This window comes from Mahella australiensis 50-1 BON (genome assembly GCF_000213255.1).
GTDB classification, from domain to species: domain Bacteria; phylum Bacillota; class Clostridia; order Mahellales; family Mahellaceae; genus Mahella; species Mahella australiensis.
Window position 1 is genome coordinate 2,072,775 of the sequence record NC_015520.1, and the last position, 26,578, is coordinate 2,099,352.

Sequence of the window (26,578 nt, forward strand, 5' to 3'; positions counted from 1 at the left end):
CAATTGTGCGGCAGCATATTATCTCTCACCTATTGCCTGCTCTAGCACATCCTCGAGTTGTTTCAAATATTCACCGTAGGCGGCCCAGTCTCCACGTTGCGATGCATCCTTAGCCTGCTGCAACAGATCATTAGCCCGCCTTACGAGATCCTGTTGCCGGGGTGTACCGGGAGATACAGGCGTTGTAGGCTGCGTTTGTTGCTCTTCTTCTATGCCAAATATTCGATTTAATGCAGCTTCAAGATTATCTTCCATAACCAGTTTATTTTCATAGAACATTATAATTTTCTTGACCTCGGGCAGGCTGCTCTCGGTGGCCGAGCGTATATAAATCGGCTCCACATAAAGCAGTGAATTCTCTATTGGTATGACCAACGTATTGCCTCGCACCACTGACGAGCCCTGCTGATTCCACAGCGTTAACTCCTTCGATATATTCGTGTCCTGATCAATGCTGTATTCGACCTGCATAGGCCCATATACCAGTTTGTCTTTGGGAAATCGGTATACAATAAGCTTGCCGTAATCGTCTCCATCCATGCGCGCAGCCATCCATGCTGTCATATTATCCTTCTTTACCGGCGTAAACGGTACCATAAGTATAAATTCTGCTTTATCCTCTTCCGGTAATTTCATTATTATATACTGCGACTCTATCTCCTGTATCTCATTGCCATATTTTTCATTAGCTATATTCCATGCATCTTCGCCGCTGTAAAATACTTGCGGATCAGTCATATGATAACGCCTATATATTTCAGCCTGTACATCGAATAGAAGCTGAGGATACCGCAGATTATCCTTAAGCCCATCGGGCATATCATCAGCATCTTTGAAAAGCTTCGGAAATATTCCTTTATACACATTGGCTACAGGATCGGTCTTATCCACAAGATAGAAATCCGTTTTGCCGTTATAGGCATCTATAATTACTTTAACTGAATTGCGCATATAATTCACGCCTAAATTCATACTATCCGGTTCTGAATACGGATATCTGTTGCTGGTGGTGTAAGCATCTATTATCCAATACAGCCTGCCATCGTCATCTATAACGATATACGGATCATCGTCGTAGCGCAAAAACGGCGCTATCATCCTCACTCTATCGGCTATATCGCGATTTATCAGTATCCTGCTTCCGGCGTTTATATCCGATGACAAAAGCAATCTGAAATCCCCTGTATACAGCGTAAACAGCAGGCGATTTGCAAATGACATAGCTATGCCAGTCTCTTCCTGATAGATTGTTTCCTTGTTTTGTTCGCCCATGGGATAATCGAATTCTTTTTGCCCTGTCTTTACTATAACATATTGATCAGTAGATTCGCCGAAGTATATTTCCGGCCTCTTTATGTCGACGCCATCAGCGTTCTTGGGCGGTATATCCTTTATAATCAACTGCGGTTGTCCACTAGGTGTTACAGCATTCACAGGCGACATAACAACGCCATAACCATGTGTATATCTAAGATGCTGATTTATCCACGTCTTAGCATTATCCGGAAGTTTATCGATATTTAGCTCCCTAGGTGATAGAAACACCTCGGTATAGCGTTCATCCAGCATATAACGATCTATATCTATGTCATTGAATTGATAGTACAACCTTATACCTTGCAATTGGTTATATACCTCTAACGCTGGTCTATAATCGTTAATCCGTATATTATCTATAGTATCCCTGTTTTCATTTAGATCCTGGACCGTCAAAGTCTGATCTGCGTTAAAATCTTTTTCTTCTATTTTATCCAAACCATAAGCCATTTTTGTATACTTTATGTTGTTCTCTATATAAGGCTGTTCTTTCTTAAATTCATTGGCCGATACAATCAAGCCTTGAACCACGCCTCCGGCAACGGCTGAAACTACAAGAAGCGCCACTATAGCTAGAGGAGCCGATGCAGCCCACCATATCTTTTGCCTTATAGCTCCGATAATAAACACAAACGCTCCTGCAACCGATACAATCATAAGTATTCTGTAAAACAGCAGGGTAACGTGAATATCGGTATATCCCGCTCCTACAACCTTGCCGCGCGTGGAATACAGAAGGTCAAAGGCTTTTAAGTAATAACCGAAAGCCAATGTCAAAAAGAATATGAAACCGAGCCATGCTATACGCTTTATAGCCGCGCGTACTATATCCTTGTTTGAAACAACCCTAACAACGTTATCCTTCTCGAACAAGCGATAAAAGCGCGTTTTATCCGACATATACATAAGAGCGTATACCAGTATTGTAAGTATCGCCAATATAACAGTAAAATTTAATATAAAGCTATAAAGGCTATGTAAAAAAGGCAAACGGAACATATAAAGGCTTAGGTCACGCCCAAAAATCGGATCCTTTATGCCAAAATCGGACGAATTGATAAACGTAAGCCATTGAGACCATATACCTGAGGATTCGGATAAAGCTATTACAGCCGATATGAATAGCAAAGCTGTGATTATAACAGTATTCAACAAGCGGGATTGCCGCTTTGTTAAAGCAGCCGCCATATAACGCATATAATCACGCTTAACCATACTGCTGTATGCATACAACACGGCAAACACTGCTATAAAAACGGGAATAGCGATCTGTGCCTGCGTTATAAAGCGGGTCATAAATACCGAAAGGTAACCTATACTGTCAAACCATTGGTAGTCCACAAAAAATCCCGTCAAAGCCAGCAATACTATGATAACGGCTATTATTATCGTTACAAGCCATCCTATCCATCGTTTCAGCGTCATTGCATCCATCCCTTCGTTATACTAGGCTATCTATATTTTACCCCCCATAGCCAATTTATGCAAGCTAATATTCTTGGCAAATAGCTTTATTACATATCCTTCATCATCGCAAAGTATAAATATATTTCCTCGCTTAACAGGAGCAGCGTACCAACCGGCAATCACTTTTTGGAAGATAGATATCAGTCTAGCACTTATCATTTCTTCTGGCAATGATGTTTTAAGCCTCTTCATTCCTCGATCAATGTTCATTTGTACACATATTCCATAGTAATATAACAAATCATAGCACCAGTAACTATAAAACCACTTCATACTATTATACTACTTTAAGCCTTCCTGCTTTAGCAATAGTAATAAGGCAAGTTGCCTCACAATAGGTGATGTTGTTTTACGCAAAAGTAAGGCGTGAAGTTTCTCCTTTAGTTTCAATTGCTATTCATTTCAAAAACCGCTTACTGATCACGCCTACATTTTCCTTATCCTCCATCTTCCTACAATGTTTGTTATAATAATATACATAAACGAGATTATGATGACCATTATGAGATTGTAAGAAATCGGCCCTTTTTCTGTCATATCTGGCAAAGCGGCAAGGCTTTTTGTATAATATCGCGGTATTATGTATTTAACGATCGGCGTAGAGTAAAATATATTTGAGCAAATGAAGATTCCGATCGATAATAAAATATTTTGAAGGGGTTTAAAGAATAAGCCGGTGAACAACGCGATATTTGCAAAACAAATGAGCTCAAAGGCCATAGCTATCATATTAGCGAAACAGTAAAACGAATATTTATCAAAAAAAGTTTGAGATATTAAAGAATTAGAGGTAATTATAATCTCGGAAACCAAGTAGGAGAAGATGCAGTACAATAGTATATGTATCAACAACGCCCCACTTAACACCAGGCTCTTTACAGTATAAAGGTTGTCCTTTCTCTTTAACCTCGGCAAATAAAGCATGAAATAATTACTATCGATTTCACTGGACAAAGTATTGGTCGCGATTACCGAAAAAAGAATATGGTATACCCCAAGGTCGGTGACAAAGCCTAAAGTCACAATCATCAGATAGAACCTCGATATCGTAGATACGCCTGGAGGAAAACTTATATCCAATCCGAATTTCGGATATTGAATACTAAAAGCAAGGATCAAAGGTACTATGAATATAATAAAAGAGAGCCAATATTCTACTTTCCTTGTTATTTTAAATATTTCTGCCCTAAATATCTCTCTCATCAGACATCACGCTCCATAAACAAATTTTTCAATGACAATTCTTCTACCCATATATCTACCACATGCATATTACAAGTATAGATGAGTTTAAGAAGATCATCTATGGAATATTTGTCCGCCTTAGATGGTTGGAACTTCAAGATATTATCAGACAAAAATTCTACTCCCATTTTTGATGCTTCGCCTATGAATCCATCAGGAATGTTATCTATCTGTACAGTATATAATCTGGAGCGCTGCATAGGTCCATTAAAGGTGCAACGTCCCTGCTTTATCATTACAACAGTATCACATATGTCCGCCACATCTTCTAAGTCATGGCTGGAAAAAAGCACTGCCATATTATGCTCTTTCGCTTTCGACACAATAGCATTCTTCACTATATCTTTCCCTATAGGGTCTAGTCCTAAAAAAGGTTCATCCAACATAAGGAAGGTTTTAGCCGTCATCAATGCTTGAGCTAAGCCCAATCGTTGTCTCATGCCGTAAGAAAAGTGTTTAACTTTTTTATTTTTTACATCCAAAAGCTTCACTAAATCGAGGCTCTCTTTTATTTTATCCCAAATTATCCTCGAATCTACTTCTCCGTCTGCCCATAACAACAATTTTAGGTTATCATTGGCGGTAAGGTAGTCTAAAAAAGCGCTTTCTATTAAAATGCCAAAATTCCTAGGTATGCTCATATCATCCTTCAAGCTTCGATTACGATAGTAAATATTGCCGGCATCAAATGACTGTAATCCCGCGATACACTTGAGAATCGTAGTTTTGCCTGCACCATTTTCTCCCAAGAGGCCGACGATTTGTCCTTTATGTATGTTAAAAGATATACCGTGCAGAACCTTTTTCTCGCCATAAGACTTTTCCAAATCTTTTACATAGATTATATCATTCCCCATGAAAAATAACCTCTTACATATAAATTAATTTGTAACTGTTCAACGCCTCATGCTATCATGATCACAACCGTAAATGAAAATGGCGCAAATTATTTTCGTAGTAGGTACTGTGAAACCTAGGCAATTTTATATAAACATCATCAATACCTACGTTCCACCGATTCGTTCAATATAGCCAGCATAATACGCTTGTGCTCATTATCTGGCAGCAGCTTTATGTCTTCAACCGCTTTAGCCGCAAAGTTGTTCGCTATAGAACGCGCTTTTTCTATGCCGCCCGCTGCCTTGACCATAGCCTTAACCGCTTCCACATCAGAAGCATCATACCTGTCTTTGTTCAGAACATCTAGCAAAGGCAAACGATACTTGGTATCTAATGCATATATCAGCGGCAAGGTATATACGCCTTCTTCAAAATCAGCACCCGCTGGTTTGCCTAACTCCTCCTGCTGGCCTTCAAAATCCAGTATATCATCTATGATTTGGAATACCATACCGAAGTCCATGCCAAAATTTTCTAAGGCGTTATATATCGGTTTGGAGCAACCTGCCCTTTTTGCACCTATGACACAGCTTAGAGCAAACAGATCGGCGGTTTTATGTCTTATGCGCCTTAGGTAAGAGCGCACAGAGACTGCAGTATTGTAGCGGTGTTGGTATTGATCGACTTCTCCCTCGCAAATCTGCTTTACAACTCTCGATACCTCATAAAGATCGTCAAACGACACTTCTTTGCTGAGCAACGAGAAGACCGTACTAAATAAAAAGTCCCCGGTAAAAACGGCCACATCTTTACCCCAACGCGATTGTACGGTCGGTTCGCCGCGCCGTATAGGCGCATCATCTATTATATCGTCATGTACCAATGTGGCCATGTGAAGGATTTCTATCGCAGCGGCCAGATGGATTATCTCATCGCGTTTATAACCGCCGAATCGCGACGACAATATCACCATAAGGGGTCTTAAGCGTTTACCTCCAGATCCGGCCAATTGATTTATAACATCAGAAAGCAAGCGTTGATGCGTCTTAAGCGCTCGCTTTATATAATTATCGACAGAATCCATATCTTGCTTAATGTCATCGGTATAAAGTTCAAATGCAGGCATACCTATCTCCTTATTTCATAAGCCATTTCATATGACTTTTTATATATCGTTCCAAAAACGAGGCCACCAATCCTATAAAATAACCGGCCATCACTCCGGTAATCAATAATGCTGGCAAATAAGCGAATATTCCAGCTGTATTGGCAACTATACTAAATACCAGCAGCTGACCTATATTATGAAACACGCCCCCAGCAATGCTTATACCAGCCAGGCTAAAATATTTATCAAACCTTTTATACATAATGCTCATCACTACGGTACTGAGCAAGCCTCCAGCCAGGCTGTAGAAAAACACCACAAACCCGCCACCGAATAGCGAACCCAAAAACGTCCGCAGTATGACCACTACAACAGCCTCTTTAAAGCCAAAAAACATTATAACTATTAAAGTAACGATATTGGCCAAGCCCAGCTTTGCTCCGGGAGGCATAATGCCCGAAAGCGGTATAAAACTCTCAAATATGTGCAACATAAGGGCTATGGACACCATTACGCCCAACAATACGATCTTATTAGTTCTGCGCATAGAATCTCCACTCATCAATAAGCCACGCTATCTACACCGGAAGGCTGACCCATAATCTGTACGGTCAGTTTATGCGGGAGGCATACTATAATCTCCCCGGGCTTATCTATCCATCCCGTATTAACACATATCTTATCAATACAATCTGCATCTTTTACTCTGATACGACCAGCACTCACTTCTATCGTATTATACCCTCCACCAGCTATCTCTACAGTAAAAATATCATCCTTCTGCATACGCGATGCCGGTATTTCTTTGTAGATATCATTACCTGTTTTTATGATCGCCCCTGTAGCCTTTGCGTCAGATATATTATCGCGGTAATACAATGTCCCATAGCCAACCATTACGGCAATGGCTATAACGAGCAGCAGTATTCTATCGCCCTTCTTCATATACAAAATCCTTATCGGTTATATTGATCTTATCCTGAAGACCGCTGGACACGGTAATTCTTTTATCGTTTGTTATCATGATGCATTCGATATTAGGCAGATCCTCGACAATCTCCATACCTTTTTCAGGGCCTAATAAAAATACGGTAGTTGAAAGAGCGTCGGCATCTATGGATTTACCCGCTATAATGCTGACACTGGCCAACCCGTTATCCGCTGGATAGCCGGTAGACGGATCCAAAATATGATGGTATCGCTTGCCATCTTTTATAAAGTAGCGTTCGTACGTCCCTGACGTCACGACAGTCTTATCTGTCTCTTCGACCACCGCTGCATAATTACCGGTAGGCTTAAAGGGGTTCTGTATGCCCACACGCCACGGTTTCCCATCCGGCCTGGTACCTACCACGACAACATTGCCCCCCAGGCTTATTATACCGTTTTTTACGCCATACTCCTTAAATATTCTTACTGCCTCATCGCCCGCATATCCCTTTGCTATAGCCCCGAGGTCTACGGACATGCCTCTTTCCGGCAATCCTATAGTACCCGCCGATGCGTCTATTCGGAGCTTTCTGTAATCTACAAGGGCTTTCGTGCTATCTATAGCCGCCTGAGACGGTACCTCCTCTTTCTTGCCTATACCCCATAGACTTACCAGCGGCCCTATTGTTATATCAAAAGCCCCCTCTGATAATTGACTGTAATGTTGAGCGGCCTGCACGACATACATGGTTTCATCGCTGACTTTTACAGGGTCTTGTCCCGCAGCTTTATTTATTTTATACACATCTCCCGTTTCAGAGCTTACGCTCATCAGTACATCTATTTCTTTTATACGCTTCATAGCGGCATCTATAGCTTTTTCGCCGTTTGGCCCATAAGCAGTAAGCTCCATCAATGTATCCATAAGGAATTCGGTTTTTACTGTTTTTTCGGGCTCTTTGCTGCATGCCGATACAATGAGCAGCAGGTTTACAATGATCAACCATAATGATACAAGCCTTTTATATTTCAAGCTATTTGCTCCTTCAAAAATAATTAAACTAATGAATAGTATAGCATAGTATTGTACAAAAATCGACAATATCTCATTGGTTAACATTATATCAAATTTTCTTCGGTATTTCATCTGTTATATTGCGGAATACCATGATTCCATTGTTTGTTGTATTAAGCCATTATAATGCTATTCTTCAGCAAAATATTGCTTGAAAAAAATATCGTATATGATACAATATTAAAAGCATAGTATAACTATTGGACTAATTATTTAACAATCATGGTTAATATTTTAACGCAAAGGGGAGATGTTATTTGCCACAAAAACGCATAGTGATACTTGGTGCCGGTTTTGGCGGCCTTACCGAAGCTAAAGCTATACATAAGTATCTCAAAAACGATCAAGATGTCGATATCTTAATGGTAAACCAAAGCCCTTATCACGTATACCTCACAGAACTGCATGAAGTAGCCGGAAGCAGGGTATCGGAAGACGGCATACTGGTACCTATAGAACACGTACTCGAGCATACCAAGGTACGTTTTGTACAGGATACCATTAAAACCGTTGATGTCGACAACCATAAACTGATATCGGATGAAGCGGAATATCCTTTCGATTATCTTATCGTCGCCTGCGGAAGTCAACCTGCATATTTTGGCATCCCAGGTATGAAAGAAAATGCTTTAACGCTGTGGTCGCTAGATGATGCCAAAAAGATACATCAACATGTGCTGGATGTATTTGAACAGGCCTCTAAAGAAAAAGACCCTGCCAAGCGCAAGGAATTACTAACTTTCGTGGTAGGTGGCGGTGGATTTACAGGTGTGGAGATGATGGGTGAGCTGCGTCAATGGACTGAAGTATTGTGTAAACGGTATGGTATACCAAAAGAAGAGCGTACCCTTATCATCGTCGAAGCATTGCCCAAGATACTGCCTAATCTGCCTGATTCATTGATCGAAAAGGCCAAAAACTACATGACTAAAAAGGGCATAAACATCATGACCGATTCGCCCATAACAGAAGTAGAACCAGGCATCATACACTTGAAATCCGGAGAGACGATAAAAGCGGGCACATTCATATGGACCGGCGGCGTGGAAGCTAAAGATTTTGTAAAGAATATCGGACTTAGAACCGGTAAGCGCGGCAAGATAGAAGTAAATAAATATATGCAATCGGTAGACGATCCTAATATATATGTCATAGGCGATGATGCATACTTCGTTACCGAACACGGTGAGATGCCGGCTTTGGTGGAATCAGCCATGGAAAGCGCCGAGTGCGCGTGCTATAATATAGCCGCTGACATACACGGGCAGCCCAAGAAAGAATTTAAGCTGGAGCTGCGCGGCGTTATGGTATCCATAGGCAGCACCTACGCCGTAGCTCATGTCATGAATATGAAGATGTCGGGCGTATTTGCGCTCCTGATGAAGCATCTTGTAAACCTTAATTTCTTATTCGGGGTAGGCGGCATAGAATCGATAGTAAAATATATAAAATATCATTTCTTCCAAAGCAACAGAGGCCGTCCCATGATCATAAAACATATGACGGTGAAATCCCAAACTTTCTGGCTGTCCCTCATACGTTTCTTCCTCGGGTTATTGTGGATAACCGAGGGCATAACCAAGGTACAGGACGGATGGCTTTCAGGTTACGCCAAGATAGGCGACGTCGGTTCCGGTGCCAGCTTGCAGCTCGTTGGTCCATCTACACCAGGTTGGTACGCATGGATAGCTGAACATATAATATACCCTAATGCGATATTTTTCCAGTCGCTCATAGTGCTGACCGAATTGGCATTAGGCCTTATGTTCATATTCGGTTTCCTAACGTTTATAGGAGGCATTATATCAGCCTTCATGAGTATAAACTTCATGTTATCGGCAAGCGCCAGCGCAGGAGCCGCTGTAACACCGTCATTGTTGAATCCGGGTAATCTTTGGATACTGGTATTGTCCATCGCCATGCTGGGCGGTGCAGGAAGGGCTTTTGGACTGGATTATTACTTCATGCCGTATCTGAAGGAATTGATACGCTATTACCAGCGCAATCACAGATTGGCACTGATTCCTTTGATAAAGCATGTGTTGAAAAAAGACCAATAAGTGATATAATTAAGGCAGAATTAAAGATTCTGCCTTAATTATTTAAACTGCAGGAGGTTATATAAAATGGAGAAACGCGTACTCGGAAAAACGGGAGAAAAGCTTTCTATAATCGGTTTCGGCGGAATAGTGGTATCCGGCATGGAACAATCTAATGCCAATAATGTAGTAGCTGATGCCATAGATAAAGATGTCAATTATTTTGACGTGGCTCCCACATATGGCGATGCAGAAGTAAAACTCGGATATGCCTTGGAAGGTAAACGCAATAACGTCTTTCTGGCTTGTAAGGCCGAGGAACGTACCAAGGACGGCGTAATGAAACAGCTTGAGCAATCGTTGAAAAATCTGCGTACCGACTATTTTGATTTGTATCAAATGCACTCCATGACCACACAAGAAGATTTTGATATAGCCATGGGACCTAATGGAGCTCTAGAAGCTCTGGTGGAGGCCAAGCGCAAAGGCCTGACGCGTTATATAGGATTTTCAGCTCATTCCGTGGAGATAGCCCTAAAACTCATAGATGCTTTCGACTTTGACACCATATTGTTCCCCACCAACTGGGTTAATTTCTTCAATGCTGATTTCGGCCCGCAAGTAGTAGAAAAAGCCGCTCAAAAGGGTATGGGGTATCTGGCTATAAAGGCCATGGCTATGACCCCGTGGACTGAAAATGAAGTGCGCGCTTATCCAAATTGCTGGTATAAGCCGGTCGATGATCCTGAGTTGGCAGCGCTAGCATTGCGCTTTACATTATCGCAACCTAATGTAACAGCAGCTATACCGCCCGGTGATCCTAATTTATTTAAGCTCGCTTTAAGCATAGGTGAAAGGCCTTTCGAGAAAATAACCGATGAAGAGGTAGAGTTTTTAAAACAACGAGCAAAGGGATTAAAATCCATATTCCCACAATGAAAGATAGGCGTTATACGAGGATTAGAGGCGGTCGTAACAGGCCGCCTTCGCTATTTAGCTAATCATCTGCAACAATCAACAAGAATGTTATAATTTGCGCCGCGGCATAGTCATAAATAGCTTTTCCATACTATCTATATCCCTCATGCCATCTGTAGAACCAGGCTCGGAGAGACAGCTTGCAGCCGCGGCAGTACCTATTTGAAGAGCTTTTTTTATGTCCCAACCTTTATAAATGCAATACAATACCCCGGCACAAAATGCATCGCCGGCACCCACCGTTCCCTTTATATACCCGGCCGGCAGTTCCAGCGATGGCTGAATATAGAAATCATTGCTGTCGTCCAAAGCGAAAGCCCCTTCAGGCGCATGCACAACAGCCCAATGACCAATCCCCATCTGCTTTAATCTAGTGCATATCGGTTTCATATTATCCAAAATTAGCTTCTCGTCCTTGTCTCTTGCCGGAATACCGGTTATAAGGGATGCTTCCACTTCATTAATGGTACAATAATCGGTATATTTTAAACTTGGGGGTACTATCTTCGAAAAGCGGTCGCTGTTTTCACTGACTACGTCCAGCGATGTTTTCATACCGCTGCATTGGGCTAAGAAAAATGTGTGGGCCAATACCGTACCATACTCGGGATCATAAGCATCCAATTTATCCAATAGGAGCGCATAACCTACGTGGAGTATATCAGCTTTTATACGGTTAAAATCAAAATGAGAAATATCCAGCAATGAATTGGCCCCTCTAAAATGGAAGAATGTTCTATCTCCGGTCGATTGCACGGTCATTACATCAGTAAAAGATGTACCCAGTTTATCTTGGCGAATTATCATATCTGTATTAATACCATGTTTCTTTAATAAATCTATAACGAAATCTCCAGGCTCATCGCATCCTGCCACACCAATGCCTTCAAGCGGAATGTCTCCATCCATTTTTGCCAAATCTATCAGCGTATTCGGCAAGGCCCCTCCGACTGACCGCTGTATAGACAATATGGTAGACAAATTCCCTTGTTTCGGATAACTGTCTATAATCTTGACATAGTCGAAGACTATATTGCCGCCTATGGCAATCCCATTCCGATTCATCATGCTCCTCCTTTAATTATTATCGCGCCGCTTTTATTATATATCGCCCCGCAATCACTTACAATACGCGCCACCTCGATCTTTAGCCGTCTCGATCACTAACAGCATCGAGCTATCCAAATCAAACGGTCGCTTGTCGAAATCACCGTAAAGGCTAATATCAGCAAAACCCGCATCTGAAAGGATTGAAACAAGCTTTTGGCTTTGCAGTGGCAAAAGCTTTACCGAATTCTCAAAGCATTGGCCACCAACAGTTAACTCAGTAATGAATTCTATGTACCCCTGTGGTTCAAAACGATATCGCCTATTGAATACAAGGCCTATATCGTCGTTGCGTACGGTAGGTAATTGATCGATGCGATATTTAATGATTCTATCATAGTTCATTATTTGGAGCAATAGCTTTCCAGGTGCTTTCAAGACGCGATGGAATTCTTTAAGAGCGATCGAAACCATCGCTTCATTGCTTAGATGCACTAAAGAATTGCCCATGCACATGACGCCATCGAAACTAGCCGGTTGGAAAACGGACAAGTCGGTCATATCCATAACATAAAATGCCGCAGTTAGCCCACCATCCGCGGCACTGGCCATGGCTATATCGATCATAGCTCGGCTTATGTCTATACCGATCATATTATATCCCATCTTAGCCATAGCAAGCGTATAGGTACCGGTGCCGCAGGCTACATCCAACACGCTGGCGCTTTTATCAAACACGCTTTGCACGAGGTCTAATTGTTGTTGTCCTACCGGAAATATATAATCATAATATCTGCTTATTTCTTCATAAAAGCCCATATCATAATCCTTTCAACGCGCTAGCATATACTGGCTTACCCCATTATAACCTCGACTTTATGGCATTTACCGTCTCGCAGATCCGGTAATTTATTGCCGTCGATTTTTTTGTCATCCAGCTTTATTTCTTTAATTCCGCTATTAACATGAGCGTTATTATTTATTAATATATCATATATCGTCCCGCGAAACAAGCGCGTATATCTAAATCCATCCCATGCTGACGGTATAGCGGGCGCTATAAGCAAACCGTCTTTCTCAGGCCGTATGCCGAGTATCCATTGCACCGCCACCCTATGCAACCATTGGGCCGAGCCGCTGTACCACGTCCAACCACCTCTGCCGAAATTCGGCGACTGTGGACCATCGGTATTGCCAGGTGTAACATAAGGCTCCACTTTATATGAATCAATATCATACGAACGGTTAGGAGGGCATATTTTCTGATATAGCTCGTATGCTTTCTCCGGCTGGCCCGCCATGATATACGCTACTACCGCCCACGTAGCTGCATGGGTATATACGCCGCCGTTTTCCCTCAATCCTGGTGCATACCGCGATATATATCCCAGGGCTTCCGACGGCTCGCTGTATGCGGGATATAAAAGCAAGGTACCGCAATCTTTGAATAGGTACTCTGTCACTGCATCCATGCACTGCTTTCGCCTCTTCTCATCAGCTATGCCACTTATCACGGCCCATGTTTGCGGATTCAAATAAATCCACCCTTCTTTGTTATCCTTTGAGCCTATTTTATCCCCCCAATCCGTAGTCGCTTGAATATACCACTGTCCATCCCAACCGAACTTATTTATATTTTCTTTTAATACAGACTGTACATCGACGCACTTATCGGCAAGAATATCATCGGCTTTCAAGCGCATGATAGGTATAAAATCGGTCAATATCGCATACAAGAATTCGCCGACCCAGAAACTTTCGCCCTTCATATCAAGGCCTATGCCATTTAATCCGTCGTTCCAATCGTTCTCACCGATGAGCGGTATACCTCGCGGGCTGAAACGCATAAAGCTTCTTTCAATGGCCTTAACGCAATGGCAATATAATGTATCCTCCCCACCATCGTAATATGGCACAACCTCATCCAATATAGAGTAGTCATCGGTTTCTTTGATATAATTTTCGGTTACATAAGGCAACCAAAGCAGATCGTCGGAGCAAGTAGTTATGCTACCCCAATTGCCCAGCGGCATCCACCAATGCAGCACGGTACCATCGCTGTGCTGTTTGCCTGCATGTATAAGTATCCTCTCTTTGGTGTACTCAGGTGCGCTTTCCAGAAATATAAGAGAATCCTGCAGTTGGTCTCTATATCCATAACCCCCGCTGACCTGGTAATAACCAGCTCTTCCCCATATGCGGCAGGAAATAGCTTGATATTTAAGCCATGTATTTGTCATAAAATCCATGGCCTTGTCAGGCGTTCGAATAATTTCATTCTGTAATAAAGGCTTCCAAAAATTTTTCATGCTCTCAAAAGCCGCCTCGCATTCGCGCGTATCATTATACCTTTTAGCAAGCACGATGGCTTGTTCACCATTATCAGCACAACCGAGGGTAAAACAAAGGCTTTCCTGCTCATATGGCTCAAGGTTTACACTGACCTGAAGGGAGGCTATGGCATCGCCGAATCGCCCTACGTTGCGGGCTAATACTCTATCATGCACTGCTTTTGGATTCTTCTCATCGCAGTACATGCCAATGAACGACTCTTTGTCGCCATCATATGATACTGGCTTTAAACTCGACGTGTGAAACGCTACATAATCCCAACTTCGGTTGCTATGCTGTCCTTTAGCATTAGCCAAATCGGACATATATTTTCTAACTGTGAACCCATTTATATCATTATTATATTGCGTATCTATAAACAGCTTATGAAATTCCCTATGCTCGTCAGGAGCATTGCCGAGAGTCCATTCCATATACGTGAACAGGTCAAGCGAACGCTTTCGATCGCTTTTATTGATAAGTTTTACTCTCCATATCTCCAGAGGTTGACCGGGTACGGCAAAAAGCGTCCACCGGCTTTCTATCCCTTTATATTCCTGTATAAAGGTCGTATACCCTATGCCGTGGTGAACTTCGTAGTGCTCAGGTTCACGACACATCGGTTTATAACTGAGTGACCAGCATTGAGCCGTATCGTTATCCCTAATATAGATGTACTTGCCCCACCTATCCTCTATTATATCCTGAAAGCTCCTGGTGAGACGATTTTCGCCAGCGCTGAAACGCCACGAATAGCCTCCGCCTGTCTGAGAAACGATAAATGAATATTCACCGTTGCTTATAGCATTTACCCAAGGCCGTGGTGTGAACGGCGTCTTTATTATATATTCGCTGCCATCATCAGAAAAATATCCATACTCATTTTCAAATAATCCCATAATCTTAACTCCTCTTAATTTTACGATTCACCGCATGATTTGCGAATTATAAGTTCGGCAGGGAGTATAATCTCCTCCTCATTTGGGAAATCTCCCTGCAAAGCTTGCATCAAAAGGCGTACTGCCAGGCAACCCATTTCATACACCGGTTGCTTTATCGTCGTCAACGGCGGATCGACATATTGAGCCAGCCTTATATCGTCAAACCCTATGATGGCTATATCTTTGCCTACCTTCAGGCCAGCTTCATCAAATGCTTCCATTGCCCCTATGGCCATCTCGTCATTAGCGGCGAAAATTCCCTGAGGCAAATCGTTCTGAAGTAACATCAGTTTAGCGGCTTGATAACCCCCTGCCTCTATGAAATTCCCCTTATAACATAATTTCGGGGCATACCCTATTCCATAAGCCTCTAAAGCCGCTTTATAGCCTTCAAAGCGCTTTATATTATCGTACGAATCATCGCTACCACTTATATATGCTATTCTCTTATATCCTAAAGATATAAGATATTCTACAGCCTTATAAGCGCCATTGAAGTTATCCACCTCGATATTTATAATATATTTGCTGCTTAATCGGCGATCCAGCAAAGCTATGGGCATATCTTGCCGTGCAGCCGATTTTATCAGATTATCATCCAAATTATGCGCAAATATGATCATGGCATCGGTTCGTTTTTCTTTCAAGAATTTGGCCGCGGTGCTGTCAAATCCCCCTATAGCGCTAAGTGCCATAAGGTCATATCCGCTGGCCAGCGTCGCTTCCTGCACGCCCCTTATAAGCTCTGAAAAGAAAGGACCTGCAAGGTCAGAAACTATAAGTCCTATCGTGTTGGTCTTACTCGATTTTAAATCCCTCGCATTACCGTTCGGACGATATTTAAGCTCTTCCGCCGCTTTAATGACCCTCTCTTTTGTCTCAGCACTTACCGGACCGCTGTTATTCAATGCATATGATGCCGTCGATATAGAAACGCCGGCCTTTTTGGCTACATCTTTTATAGTAACTATATTATCACCTCCTCTAAAATTATAGGATACGGGGTTAGACCCCGTATCCTAAGAATTTACTGCGCTTGACTGTATCTGTCATAAGCCGCTTTATAGATGCTTAAATACTCGTCCAATCCCATTTGCTTAAGCTGATTTACGTAGTTATTCCAACCCTCATCATCAAACGAATATTTGCCGTTTATAACCTGCTCTTGAATCTCATTCACATAGCCCTCTATATCTGCTTTCAACGCCACCAATCTATCATTCTCTTCAGTGGTAAATATAAATTGCGGCCATACTTCTTTTATAATATACGGCTTGGACTTTTCAGCCGCTTCCATCGGTGGTTCAGTAGATTCAGAACCCTTAAAATATTTCTGCATTGTAATCCCCGGCCAGCCGGAAACCGAGGGCATATATTGCGACCTAGCCTGATCCTGATTTAAACCATTCGGGTTATTAGTTATAACATCGGTGAATACATATTCCCCATTGGCATCCACCGTGTATGTTTCCCCTTCTATACCCATATTGAATAGCTTGATACCTTCTTCGCTATACATATAATCGAGCCATCTTACCGTTGCCTCAGGATATTTATTTTTATCGGTAATCACAGCCATAAACGGTGTTTCAGCAACCGGAGATAGCGAAGGTACTATCTTGTCGCCCTGCGGCCCTTCCAGCACACCTATACCTGTATAATCAGTAACTGTTAGCAATGTTGGACTCCAACCAGCATAAGCACCTATTGTACCATTATTTGCTTTTGCTATGACTTTATCCCAACCAGAAGTAAATATCTCTTGATCCAATAATTTTTCTGAGTAAAGTTTGCGCATATATTCTACCATATCCCTATACTTCTCATCTGCAGGCCAAAATCTGAGCTGGTTGGTACTCTCATCCATATCTACAAAATTAGCAGCATTTCCTCTGTTGCCTAAGCCCCACGCTCCTTTTATATTCTTTATGATACTGCCTAAATTTTGTCCTGTCAAAGGTATTTCATCTGCCTGGCCATTACCATTCGGATCCTGCTCTTTAAATGCTTTCAGAGCGTTATATAATTCCTCAGTTGTAGCCGGCTCTTTTATCCCTATTTTATCCATCCAACCCTTTCTTATCCACAAACGATCTCCTAATCTCATCGATAAGAAATCGGGGTCAATAAGTCGTGGGAAGGAATAAATACCACCATCAGGAGCGGTTAAGCCTCTAGCTACATCTGGGTTCTTTTCATAAAAAGCTTTTATGTTGGGCGCATATTTATCGATATAGTCATTGAGTTTTATGAATACCCCCTGCTGACTGCCATATGTTACTATGTCGGTAGCATCGATAAACATCCTGATAAATACATCAGGATAATCTTGACTGGCCAATGCCAGATTCTTTCTTTCGGTAGTGTTATCCCACGGCACCAATTCCCACTCTACGTGTATGCCGGTCATTTCCTCATATTTCTTTATGACAGGCATATCAGCGTTATTGGCTTGGCCAGGCGACTGGTTTGACATAACCTTGATGGTTATGGGCTCCTTTACAATAGGTAGACCCGTTTCATTTAAAGAATCCGGCACTGTCGTTTCCCCGTTGGAAGCCTGTTCATCAGATCCACCTTGTTCACCGCTCGGAGATGCACTATCCTCGGTAGTATCGCTATTTGAACAAGCCAACATAACAGATGCTATCATCAAAATAGCAAGCACTAAAGACAAAAACCTAAAACCGCGCTTCATAGAAATTCCTCCTTAAAAATATTTGTTTTATATTTGCTAAAGGGATACATCTATCCCTTAATAGCACCTATCATAACACCTTTAACAAAGTATCTTTGCAAAAACGGATATATAATCAGTACAGGTACACTAGCGACAACTATAGTAGCGTACTTTATACCTTCAGCCAACACCTGCTGCTGAGCTATCGACTCACTTGCTGAATTCATGAGCTGCTGCATTTGATTCTGAACTAATATTTTCCTTAAGACCAGTTGCAATGGATATTTAGCTTGGTCCCTCAAATAGATAAGTGCGTCAAAATAGGAATTCCAATGACCCACCCCGTAGAATAGTACCATAACAGCTATTATGGGCATTGACAAAGGTAAAATTATGCTCCATAATATTCTCCAATTTGAGCATCCATCCAACATAGCTGATTCCTGAAGTTCAAACGGTATGCTGGACTGAAAGTACGTCCTCATGATTATAACATTGTATATAGAAATAGCCCCTGGCAGTACCATAACCCAAAAATTATCTATCAATCCCAAATCCCTTATAATTAGGTAAGTCGGCACCAATCCACCACTAAAAAACATCGTAAAAGTAAACAATCCCATAAATATGTTCCCACCACGAAGATCCTTTCGCGATAACGGATACGCTGTAATAATAGACAATATAACATTTACTGCCGTGCCCACCAACGTATAGAGTATGGTATTCCAGTAACCGGAAATAATCTCATTATCCGCAAAAACCTTCTTGTAAGCATCAAGATTAATACCTTTGGGCAAAAGTATTATCTCACCGTTTAAAACCTTCATTGGATCACTAAAAGAAGCGCTGACAACATATATTAGAGGATATAATACTATTACCGTTATTAATACTAATAAAAATCCATTTACTATATCAAAAGCCTTATCGCTCCTTGACTCTATAAGCCTATTATTCATACATCATCGCTCCTTTACCACAGGCTCACGTCATTGACGCGACGCGAAATAGTATTTACTATAATCAAAAGTATGAAATTTATCACAGAATTAAACAGACCTACGGCAGTAGAAAAACTGTACTGCGCTCCTAATATACCCATCCTGTATACATATGTCGATATAACATCGGACGCTGGCATATTCAGATTGTTTTGCAGCAAGAACACCTTTTCAAAGCCCACGTTCATTATGCTCCCGACATTTAGGATTAAAAGTATAACAACCGTAGGCATTATCCCAGGTAAATCTATATGCCAAATCCGTTTCATCCTGCTAGCCCCATCGACTATAGCAGCCTCGTGCAGCTCGGGATCAATGCCAGCTAATGCAGCCATGTATATAATCGAGTTCCATCCCATATGCTGCCATACGTCCGATAATACATATATCGTTTTGAACCATGCAGGCTCTATCATAAAGTATATAGGTTGTCCCCCTAAAGCTACAATCAGTTTATTGACTATGCCATTACTTGGCGAAAGAAATGAAATTATCATCCCTGCTACAACTACTGTAGAAAGGAAGTGCGGTGCATATGTTATAGTCTGCACAGTATTCTTTATAACGCCGTTTCTTAATTCGTTCATCATTATAGCTAATATTATAGGAATAGGAAATCCAACTGCTAAACTATATAAGCTTATACCCAACGTATTCGCCATAAGACGCCCAAAATTATAGCCGTTAAAAAATCGTTCAAAATGCTTAAATCCTACCCAAGGGCTACCCCATATGCCCTTAGTAGCTACGAAATCTTTAAATGCCAATTGCACGCCATACATAGGCAGGTAATGGAATATAAGGAAATACAATATTGCCGGAATTAACATTATATAAAGATCATAATTCCTTATCGCATATCTCATAGTAGAGTTCTTGCCAATACCCCTATCCAACTTATTAGAGCTCCCCATTGTCAGCCAACTCTCCCTTCTGTACGGTTTAAAAATACCACCCGTTATCGAAACGTTTCTATAAAATGACTGGTTTATCGCCTTACCCCTGTTATTTGATTATCAAAACACATATAATATAGCTGTATCACCTATATCGAAACGTTTCTATAAATCTGCTTTCATTATACAATCCTAAAAGCATCTAGTCAATAGATATCACAAAAATTTTTTCTCATATTCTTTTACCTTGTCCACAAGTTCCACAAACTGACCATATGTACGCATAATACCCTCTATGCTGAGCGGCCGGCCCAGTTTTACCCATCTTAAGTGCCGTGACATATATCCGCCTATGGATGTAAGCGGATGAAGTGTTATCAATGCATCGACCATTATTATGTGGTCAGCAGTTATGCCTGATATATTAAGATAACTATATACAGCATTTATGGCCAAATCCTTATCACCTTTGACGCCGCATATATATATATCATTATTGAATTCATCTGTGCCCATAAATACCCATTTACCCAATTGATCCTCGTCCATTTCATCGTAAAACGGAATAGCACGGAATTGTCCATATGTCGGCATCCCCTTCCGTGGCAAGTAACCCAAATGTATAGCAGCAGCGGTAACAGAGGAATGAGAACCGCCGTAGCATGTATAAATAAGTTTCATAAAAAATCCTTATACTGAGATTTGATTCTTCACATAACTTACCGCTTTTATAAACGCGCTATATCGCTTTTTCAGTAGCATATAATACAATTGCTCAGGAAGGGATATATTTATGTCTAACCCACTTACATCAGCATAATATACCCCTTCGTCCATATGCAATATATAATCGACAGAAACCAGCTCGTTTCTTACAACAGAAATATTATTCTTAGTGCCTAATATATATACCTCATTGTAGCCTTCATCTATTCCTACATATATAAACAGACCAAAACACGAGGCGTATTTTCTCCCAAAATATGGTATACTTAATATCTGCTTATTGTCTGGTACATATTCTCCAGGCAATATGCCAATATGCATAGCAGCAGCCACCGCAGCGGCATATGAGGGTGAATAGCTATGGTATATTATTTTCATACCTACTTTTTATTGCGCCCCAAAAAGCTGGTCCAATTATTCTTTATTTTGCTGAACATTTCCTTGCTGCCCGAACTCACAAACAGGAATATGCCGCCTACCACAGCAATACCTACAATCCACCATATGATACCGCTGCCTGTGCCGGCATCGCTCTTTTGGGCCGGTTTGGTCTTAGCGGTTTGGCCTGTTTCGGGCGATTTAACGCTGCCGCCGAATATTGCTGTCGATACCACGTTCGCAAAAATTTTTGCCGAATTTTCTGCTCTTTCTTTTGTATGATCATAAGTGCCGAATTCGAAAAGCAGCGATCTGGGCGAAAGGTCCTGATTATAGTCGCCTTTACCATAGTATATATCCTTGACCATACCAGGATATGTCTTGTCAGCTAATGCCTTTATCTTATAGGCCAGTGCCTCGTTGGCCTTCCTATTGGGATTGCGGCGGCCTATGACAATGCGCACCTTTGCGGCATTTTCGCCGGCTACTGTGGTAACGTACTGCGTGTGAGGTACAGCATCTCTGTGTATATCAAATGTAGCGGCCGGTTGGGTTTTACGTATAAGCTGAAGCGCCGTGCGCCGTGAACGCCTATATGCTCCCGCATCATGCGGCACGTGTGATGTTTCATCTAAATTCACCTTAACGCCGTGCTTTTCCAAACCAGCCTTAAAAGCCTCGGCCACATCATATATACCGCCTTTTTCCGGTTTGCTCGAAGTGCCGTCGCTGGGTATATAAGACTCATCGCTATGCGTGCAATACATGGCTATCTTCTTATCATCGCCTTGTTGTGCCATAACGGCCTCCACATCATCTATCATGGATACATCTACATCCGGCAGCGTTATGGTCTCTATATATTCCGCTTTAGCAGTATGATTTTGCTGGTCTACCGATATTATACGATACCTCTTATTATCGCTGCTCAGATATTCGTCATCTTTGGACACATCCCATGCGATCATAAAAAGTTCTTTGTCATCTTGGTCATATATCGTAAAATATTTTTCTTCTTCACCATACCAATCGTCTGCTTTTACAAGCATTTGTATATTTCCGATTACCAGCGACAAACATATCAGAACCGATACAACCAACTTATTTATTTTCATCTTCATTTCCCTCCTGAACTGGCGTAATGATGATATTATCGTCGTCGGAACAGACTTCTACCACACTACACGAACTATCAGGTCCTATATCCGGTGTTGATAATTCATCGCTGATCTCCTGATCTTGACCCAGCATACTGGTGAAATGGCCTTTATCGTAGCCCATATCTTTTTTTGCCGTACCGCCTTGTAACTTTTCGCGGCTCTCCCCGACCAATTCTGCTAACAAAACAGCCAACAAGCCGGATATAACCGTGGCGTCGAACATGCCCGCACCGCCTATGCTAACCGGCCCCGTAATGCCTGAAGCCAGATTGGTCAATCCCTGCGCAACATCTGCTATGATCATTCCCATAATACCGGCTATAAAGGCTGAACGACGCGAGCGACCTAAAAGGTATGCTATAAGGCCGGCCATTATACCGTAAATATACATGGGATCTATAGGCATAGTCTCCGGCTCGGAAGGAAATAAACGCCCCACGAGAAATACGGCTGCACCTGCTATAAAGGACGCTATTATAGCCCTATTGCGCTCGGTTGACGTTTCAGCTTTTGCCAGTAGATATACTGCCAATATTATAGGCACTATACCGCCGCCTATATTTATCGACATACCGAACCCCAACGGTATATCTGGTATAAATGTGCCTACTATCATAGCCCCCACAAACAGCAAAGCCGCCGTATCGCTCAGCCGTAGCTTATCCAACACTCTCTGCGCCACACCGAATACTATTAAAATGGCTACGGCTATAAGCGCTACCAATCCAAAAGTCATAAAAAAATCACCTCTTTTCAATATTGAGCAATATTTATATTGCCCTCAAAGGTGATTTTTTATCAAAATCAAATATATAAAATGTTTTTTTACGCTTTGCCAGTCAGGCGCCTGTGCAGCCGACTTCCCAGCCAGCGTGCCAAAGCATTAAATAGCAATACCACTATGATCAATACAGCCGATGAACCATCAGCTACTTCTCGGGCATCCGGTAAAAGGCTCTCGGAATTGACTTTCCATATATGAACGGCCAGTGTTTCAGCCGGCCGCATTATATTAAGCGGCGAACGCGGATTAGTGAAATCCCATACCTCAAAGTTTATATTAGGCGATGACATGCCTGCAGTATACATTATAGCGGCCGCTTCGCCGAATACGCGACCAGATGTCAGTATAATGCCTGTAAGTATACCCGGCAGCGCTATCGGAAGTATCACCTTGGTTATGGTCTGCCATTTGGTTGCACCAAGCGCTAGGCTGGCTTCTTTTAATTCATCTTTAACCGTCCGTATGGCATCTTCGCATACCCTGGTCATAACCGGAAGGTTTAAGACCGTCAAGGACAATGCTCCACCCAGTAATGTATAGCCCCAACCGGTGAAATTAACAAATACCAGCAATCCGAAAAGACCTACTACTATGGACGGCAGCGATGCTAACGTTTCAACGCACAACCTTATAGCGTCGGTAAGTTTTCCCGGACGCGCATATTCGGCAAGGTATATGCCCCCGCCTAATCCCAGCGGTATCGTGAAAATCATGGAAATAATGAGCATCATAAACGAATTGAAAATTTGAGGTCCTATTCCTCCACCGGCATCCAGCGTTTTAGAAGGCGATGTAATGAAGTCCCAGCTTATAACATGTCCACCTTTATAGAGAATATATCCCAAAAGTGACGCCAATAGTAAGACTACAGCAACGATTATTATATAAAAAATCGTCGTAGCTATTTTGTCTGCGGTCCTCGCGCTCATTTGTAAGCCTCCTTTTTACCGATAGCACGGATAATCAATATAAATATAAGCGATATGATGAGCAGCAGCAAAGCGATAGACCATAAAGCATCGTTGGGCAATGTATTCATGGCTGTATTGCCCATTTCCATCGTTATAATACTGGTCATGGTATGAACCGGGTCCAGGAGGGAGGAAGGTATATTCATAGCATTTCCTATGACCATTTGCACGGCCAATGCTTCGCCCAGTCCTCTGGCCAAGCCCAATATGATAGCCGTCAATAGGCCCGGCGTCGCAGCGGGCAGCAGTACGCGGCGTATGGTCTGCCAGCGCGTCGCGCCCAAAGCCAACGAAGCTTCGTTTAATTCTTCAGGTATCGCTCTTAAGGCATCGGCCGCCACACTGGCTATAGTTGGAAACATCATGACGGCAAGCACAAGGCCGCCAGCCAGCACGCTAAAGCCCAATCCCCCTATATTATTGCGTATAAAAGGCACTAGCACGCTGAGGCCTATCCATCCATACACCACTGAAGGTATGCCTACAAAAAGTTCTATGACCGGCTGAAGCAACTTTTGCCCCCATGCAGGCGCGATATCGACCATAAATATGGCCGATGATATGCTCACCGGCGCGCTTATCACAATGCCGAGTATAGATACCGCAAGTGATCCTATTATAAATGTCAAAGCTCCCACCTGAGGCGGGTTAGCCTCCGTACGCCACTTGGTCGACGTCAAAAATTCGATTGGAGAAACGCCATCTTTTACAAAAATGGTTAACCCTTTAGAAGCAATAAATATGACTAACGAAAATGTAACTATGATTACCAATATAGCACAAAGGAAGGTTATAAAGCGGCCAAAAGCCTCATTGCGTTTTTTAGCTTTTAATGTATTCATCTTCACTCCTCCGTATATTTACATACGGCATTATTATACCATTCGTATCTTAAAACATTGTTAATTCTGTGTTAAATTTTCAGTTCCATGCTGCTATTACTTCGGACGCTATTTTATACTCGGCCACGCTCTCACTGAGCATCTGTGCCATACTGGACAATCTCTGTACCGATTCGTCGAGTGCACGCATTATTTCATCATGCTGCCTGGTCGCTACAGCTATCTCCTTATAACTTGCGGATATGTCCGATGCAGTACCAGATATACGCGACATAGCTTCTACTATGGCCTCCACTCCGCTATTCACCTGATTTATTTCTTCTACCATAGCACCTATATGTTCATCGGTGTTATCTACATTACTCAGAATACTACCGAATGACTTATCTAACCTTTGCATCAGATCATTCGCATCATCCATGAGATCCTTGCAGCTTCGCCCTATATCCACCGCCTTATCCACGTCATCTGACATCGACGTCATTATCTTGCCTATATCCTCCGCAGATGACGACGAATGCTCAGCCAATTTTTTTATCTCAGATGCCACCACCGCAAAACCTTTGCCGGCTTCACCTGCTCTAGCTGCTTCTATAGAGGCATTGAGCGAGAGCAATTGCGTTTGCGATGCTATATTCTTTATTATTCCGACGGCTTTAGCGACCAACTCAGAGCGATCATGTATGGTCATTATAAGCTGGAATGTATTCCTTATACCATCGGCCAACGATGCTATTCTACCTTCCATATCGTTAAGCCGCTCCTTACCGTGCTGCGCCGCCTCCAACATAGCTTTACTGGCTCTATCGGTTTCCTGTATTTTTTGCTCTATGACTTCTACGGATGCCGACATCTGTTGTGTAGCGGCCGCCGTCTCCTCTATCTCGGCTGCCTGCTCCTCAGAGCCAATAGCTATATCTTTTACGCCTTGAGATATGCTGCTCATACTCTTGGCGTTTATATCAGATGCTTCTATGAGTGTTTTACAGGTATACGACATGCTGACTGACGCCGTCTTTATATCGGTAATCAGGTTCTCCACATTATGTATCATTTTATTAAAACCATGGCTTAATTCGGTAATCTCAGGACTTATCGCCATTTCATCGGTTCGCACAGTAAAATCGCCGCTTTCTGCTCGTCGCATTGCATCGGCTATACGCCTTATAGGGTTGGTCAACATCATGCTGCCCATCCATCCTATTATAACCGCTAAGACAAGGCTTATAAGCGCTATCCATAATATGTACTTCCCTATTTCATTAACATATGTAAGATAATCGGCACTGCGGACGCCTACTGTATAAATCCAATCCTTGCCTGGAATATACCCGAAAGATATTTTCATGTCATGACCACCGACATTTTCATTTATGATACCATTTTTCTGTTCTACAATGCTATCCACCAATTGTTTATCATATGTATTCAGCACATCGTCTCGGCCATTGCCCATCCAATCTATGGTATTGCCATTTAAATCTATGAGATAGATGTAGGCAGTCATACCTTGGTTGTTGAAGCCGTTCCTCTCGGCTAATAATATCATTTTTAAGCGCGAATCAAATACCTGTGTATTTAAGCCAGACATTATAGCCGTAACCTGCTGTACAACGCTACGCGTAGAATTGGAAAGCAGCGTATCCATGAGAACGGTTATATTGCGGTTACTGTAATAATATGATACGCCGCCTACAGCCGCTATCGATATCAGGACTATAGCAATCAATAATCCCATTATTTTATATTGAATCTTTATGCGGGCATTTAATGCAGTAACGCCTTTTATAAGCTTTGCCATATGTGTCGCCTTCCTTTT

23 protein-coding genes are annotated in these 26,578 nt (G+C 42.1%); 2 read left to right on the forward strand and 21 right to left on the reverse strand.

What is annotated here, in order from left to right; all coding sequences use genetic code 11:
• Positions 1 to 18: 18 nt before the first annotated feature.
• The 7 genes from MAHAU_RS09705 to MAHAU_RS09740 form a co-directional block, all read right to left on the reverse strand.
• Positions 19 to 2,742, reverse strand: coding sequence for a UPF0182 family membrane protein (locus MAHAU_RS09705; protein WP_013781553.1), 2,724 nt, complete (start codon positions 2,740 to 2,742; stop codon positions 19 to 21).
• Between the two features lie 30 nt (positions 2,743 to 2,772).
• A complete protein-coding gene (locus MAHAU_RS15770; protein WP_171804978.1) occupies positions 2,773 to 3,057 on the reverse strand; it encodes a hypothetical protein in 285 nt (94 codons plus the stop codon).
• A 929-nt stretch (positions 3,058 to 3,986) separates the two neighbouring features.
• Positions 3,987 to 4,886, reverse strand: coding sequence for an ABC transporter ATP-binding protein (locus MAHAU_RS09720; protein ID WP_013781556.1), 900 nt, complete (start codon positions 4,884 to 4,886; stop codon positions 3,987 to 3,989).
• A 140-nt stretch (positions 4,887 to 5,026) separates the two neighbouring features.
• Positions 5,027 to 5,995: a polyprenyl synthetase family protein gene (locus tag MAHAU_RS09725; RefSeq protein WP_013781557.1), complete on the reverse strand. Its 969-nt coding sequence runs from the start codon at positions 5,993 to 5,995 to the stop codon at positions 5,027 to 5,029.
• A gap of 10 nt (positions 5,996 to 6,005) precedes the next feature.
• The gene (locus MAHAU_RS09730) at positions 6,006 to 6,524 is read right to left on the reverse strand and encodes a Gx transporter family protein (RefSeq protein ID WP_013781558.1); all 519 of its coding nucleotides are present in this window, start codon (positions 6,522 to 6,524) and stop codon (positions 6,006 to 6,008) included.
• 14 nt (positions 6,525 to 6,538) lie between these two features.
• Positions 6,539 to 6,922, reverse strand: a complete 384-nt coding sequence (locus MAHAU_RS09735; RefSeq protein WP_013781559.1) for a NusG domain II-containing protein — start codon at positions 6,920 to 6,922, stop codon at positions 6,539 to 6,541.
• A complete protein-coding gene (locus MAHAU_RS09740; RefSeq protein ID WP_013781560.1) occupies positions 6,906 to 7,940 on the reverse strand; it encodes an FAD:protein FMN transferase in 1,035 nt (344 codons plus the stop codon). The genes MAHAU_RS09735 and MAHAU_RS09740 overlap by 17 nt, the downstream gene beginning before the upstream one ends.
• Before the next feature lie 299 nt (positions 7,941 to 8,239).
• Between MAHAU_RS09740 and MAHAU_RS09745 the strand changes: the two genes are divergently transcribed.
• Both MAHAU_RS09745 and MAHAU_RS09750 read left to right on the forward strand, forming a co-directional pair.
• Positions 8,240 to 10,042, forward strand: a complete 1,803-nt coding sequence (locus tag MAHAU_RS09745) for an FAD-dependent oxidoreductase (protein WP_013781561.1) — start codon at positions 8,240 to 8,242, stop codon at positions 10,040 to 10,042.
• A 66-nt stretch (positions 10,043 to 10,108) separates the two neighbouring features.
• The gene (locus MAHAU_RS09750) at positions 10,109 to 10,960 is read left to right on the forward strand and encodes an aldo/keto reductase (RefSeq protein WP_013781562.1); all 852 of its coding nucleotides are present in this window, start codon (positions 10,109 to 10,111) and stop codon (positions 10,958 to 10,960) included.
• Between the two features lie 87 nt (positions 10,961 to 11,047).
• Here MAHAU_RS09750 and MAHAU_RS09755 read toward each other — a convergent pair whose 3' ends face one another.
• The 14 genes from MAHAU_RS09755 to MAHAU_RS09820 all read right to left on the reverse strand — a co-directional run bounded on the left by MAHAU_RS09755 (position 11,048) and on the right by MAHAU_RS09820 (position 26,560).
• Positions 11,048 to 12,067 (reverse strand): carbohydrate kinase family protein, encoded by a 1,020-nt coding sequence (locus tag MAHAU_RS09755; RefSeq protein ID WP_216086235.1) that lies wholly within the window; start codon positions 12,065 to 12,067, stop codon positions 11,048 to 11,050.
• A gap of 51 nt (positions 12,068 to 12,118) precedes the next feature.
• Positions 12,119 to 12,865 carry a class I SAM-dependent methyltransferase gene (locus MAHAU_RS09760; protein ID WP_013781564.1) on the reverse strand — a complete coding sequence of 249 codons (747 nt, stop codon included), beginning with the start codon at positions 12,863 to 12,865 and terminating at the stop codon, positions 12,119 to 12,121.
• 35 nt (positions 12,866 to 12,900) lie between these two features.
• Complete coding sequence (locus tag MAHAU_RS09765; protein WP_013781565.1) at positions 12,901 to 15,276, reverse strand: glycoside hydrolase family 94 protein; 2,376 nt, start codon at positions 15,274 to 15,276, stop codon at positions 12,901 to 12,903.
• 20 nt (positions 15,277 to 15,296) lie between these two features.
• Positions 15,297 to 16,289: a LacI family DNA-binding transcriptional regulator gene (locus MAHAU_RS09770; protein WP_013781566.1), complete on the reverse strand. Its 993-nt coding sequence runs from the start codon at positions 16,287 to 16,289 to the stop codon at positions 15,297 to 15,299.
• 56 nt (positions 16,290 to 16,345) lie between these two features.
• On the reverse strand, positions 16,346 to 18,016 hold the full coding sequence (locus MAHAU_RS09775; RefSeq protein WP_013781567.1) for an extracellular solute-binding protein: 1,671 nt from the start codon (positions 18,014 to 18,016) through the stop codon (positions 16,346 to 16,348).
• Between the two features lie 50 nt (positions 18,017 to 18,066).
• Positions 18,067 to 18,960, reverse strand: coding sequence for a carbohydrate ABC transporter permease (locus MAHAU_RS09780; protein WP_013781568.1), 894 nt, complete (start codon positions 18,958 to 18,960; stop codon positions 18,067 to 18,069).
• Between the two features lie 14 nt (positions 18,961 to 18,974).
• Positions 18,975 to 19,868, reverse strand: a complete 894-nt coding sequence (locus MAHAU_RS09785; RefSeq protein WP_463179960.1) for an ABC transporter permease — start codon at positions 19,866 to 19,868, stop codon at positions 18,975 to 18,977.
• Positions 19,869 to 20,114: 246 nt separating this feature from the next.
• Positions 20,115 to 20,579, reverse strand: a complete 465-nt coding sequence (locus MAHAU_RS09790; RefSeq protein WP_013781570.1) for a DUF3189 family protein — start codon at positions 20,577 to 20,579, stop codon at positions 20,115 to 20,117.
• 9 nt (positions 20,580 to 20,588) lie between these two features.
• Complete coding sequence (locus MAHAU_RS15100; protein ID WP_013781571.1) at positions 20,589 to 21,002, reverse strand: DUF3189 family protein; 414 nt, start codon at positions 21,000 to 21,002, stop codon at positions 20,589 to 20,591.
• 2 nt (positions 21,003 to 21,004) lie between these two features.
• Positions 21,005 to 22,117, reverse strand: a complete 1,113-nt coding sequence (spoIIP, locus tag MAHAU_RS09800; protein WP_013781572.1) for a stage II sporulation protein P — start codon at positions 22,115 to 22,117, stop codon at positions 21,005 to 21,007.
• The gene (locus tag MAHAU_RS09805; RefSeq protein ID WP_013781573.1) at positions 22,104 to 22,898 is read right to left on the reverse strand and encodes a DUF1614 domain-containing protein; all 795 of its coding nucleotides are present in this window, start codon (positions 22,896 to 22,898) and stop codon (positions 22,104 to 22,106) included. Before MAHAU_RS09805 ends, spoIIP begins: the two co-directional genes overlap by 14 nt.
• An 89-nt stretch (positions 22,899 to 22,987) precedes the next feature.
• Positions 22,988 to 23,875 (reverse strand): phosphate ABC transporter permease PstA, encoded by an 888-nt coding sequence (gene pstA, locus MAHAU_RS09810; protein WP_013781574.1) that lies wholly within the window; start codon positions 23,873 to 23,875, stop codon positions 22,988 to 22,990.
• Positions 23,872 to 24,759 carry a phosphate ABC transporter permease subunit PstC gene (gene pstC, locus MAHAU_RS09815; protein WP_013781575.1) on the reverse strand — a complete coding sequence of 296 codons (888 nt, stop codon included), beginning with the start codon at positions 24,757 to 24,759 and terminating at the stop codon, positions 23,872 to 23,874. Before pstC ends, pstA begins: the two co-directional genes overlap by 4 nt.
• Before the next feature lie 79 nt (positions 24,760 to 24,838).
• Entirely contained in the window at positions 24,839 to 26,560 is a 1,722-nt protein-coding gene (locus MAHAU_RS09820; RefSeq protein ID WP_013781576.1) for a methyl-accepting chemotaxis protein, read from the reverse strand.
• Between the last annotated feature and the right edge of the window lie 18 nt (positions 26,561 to 26,578).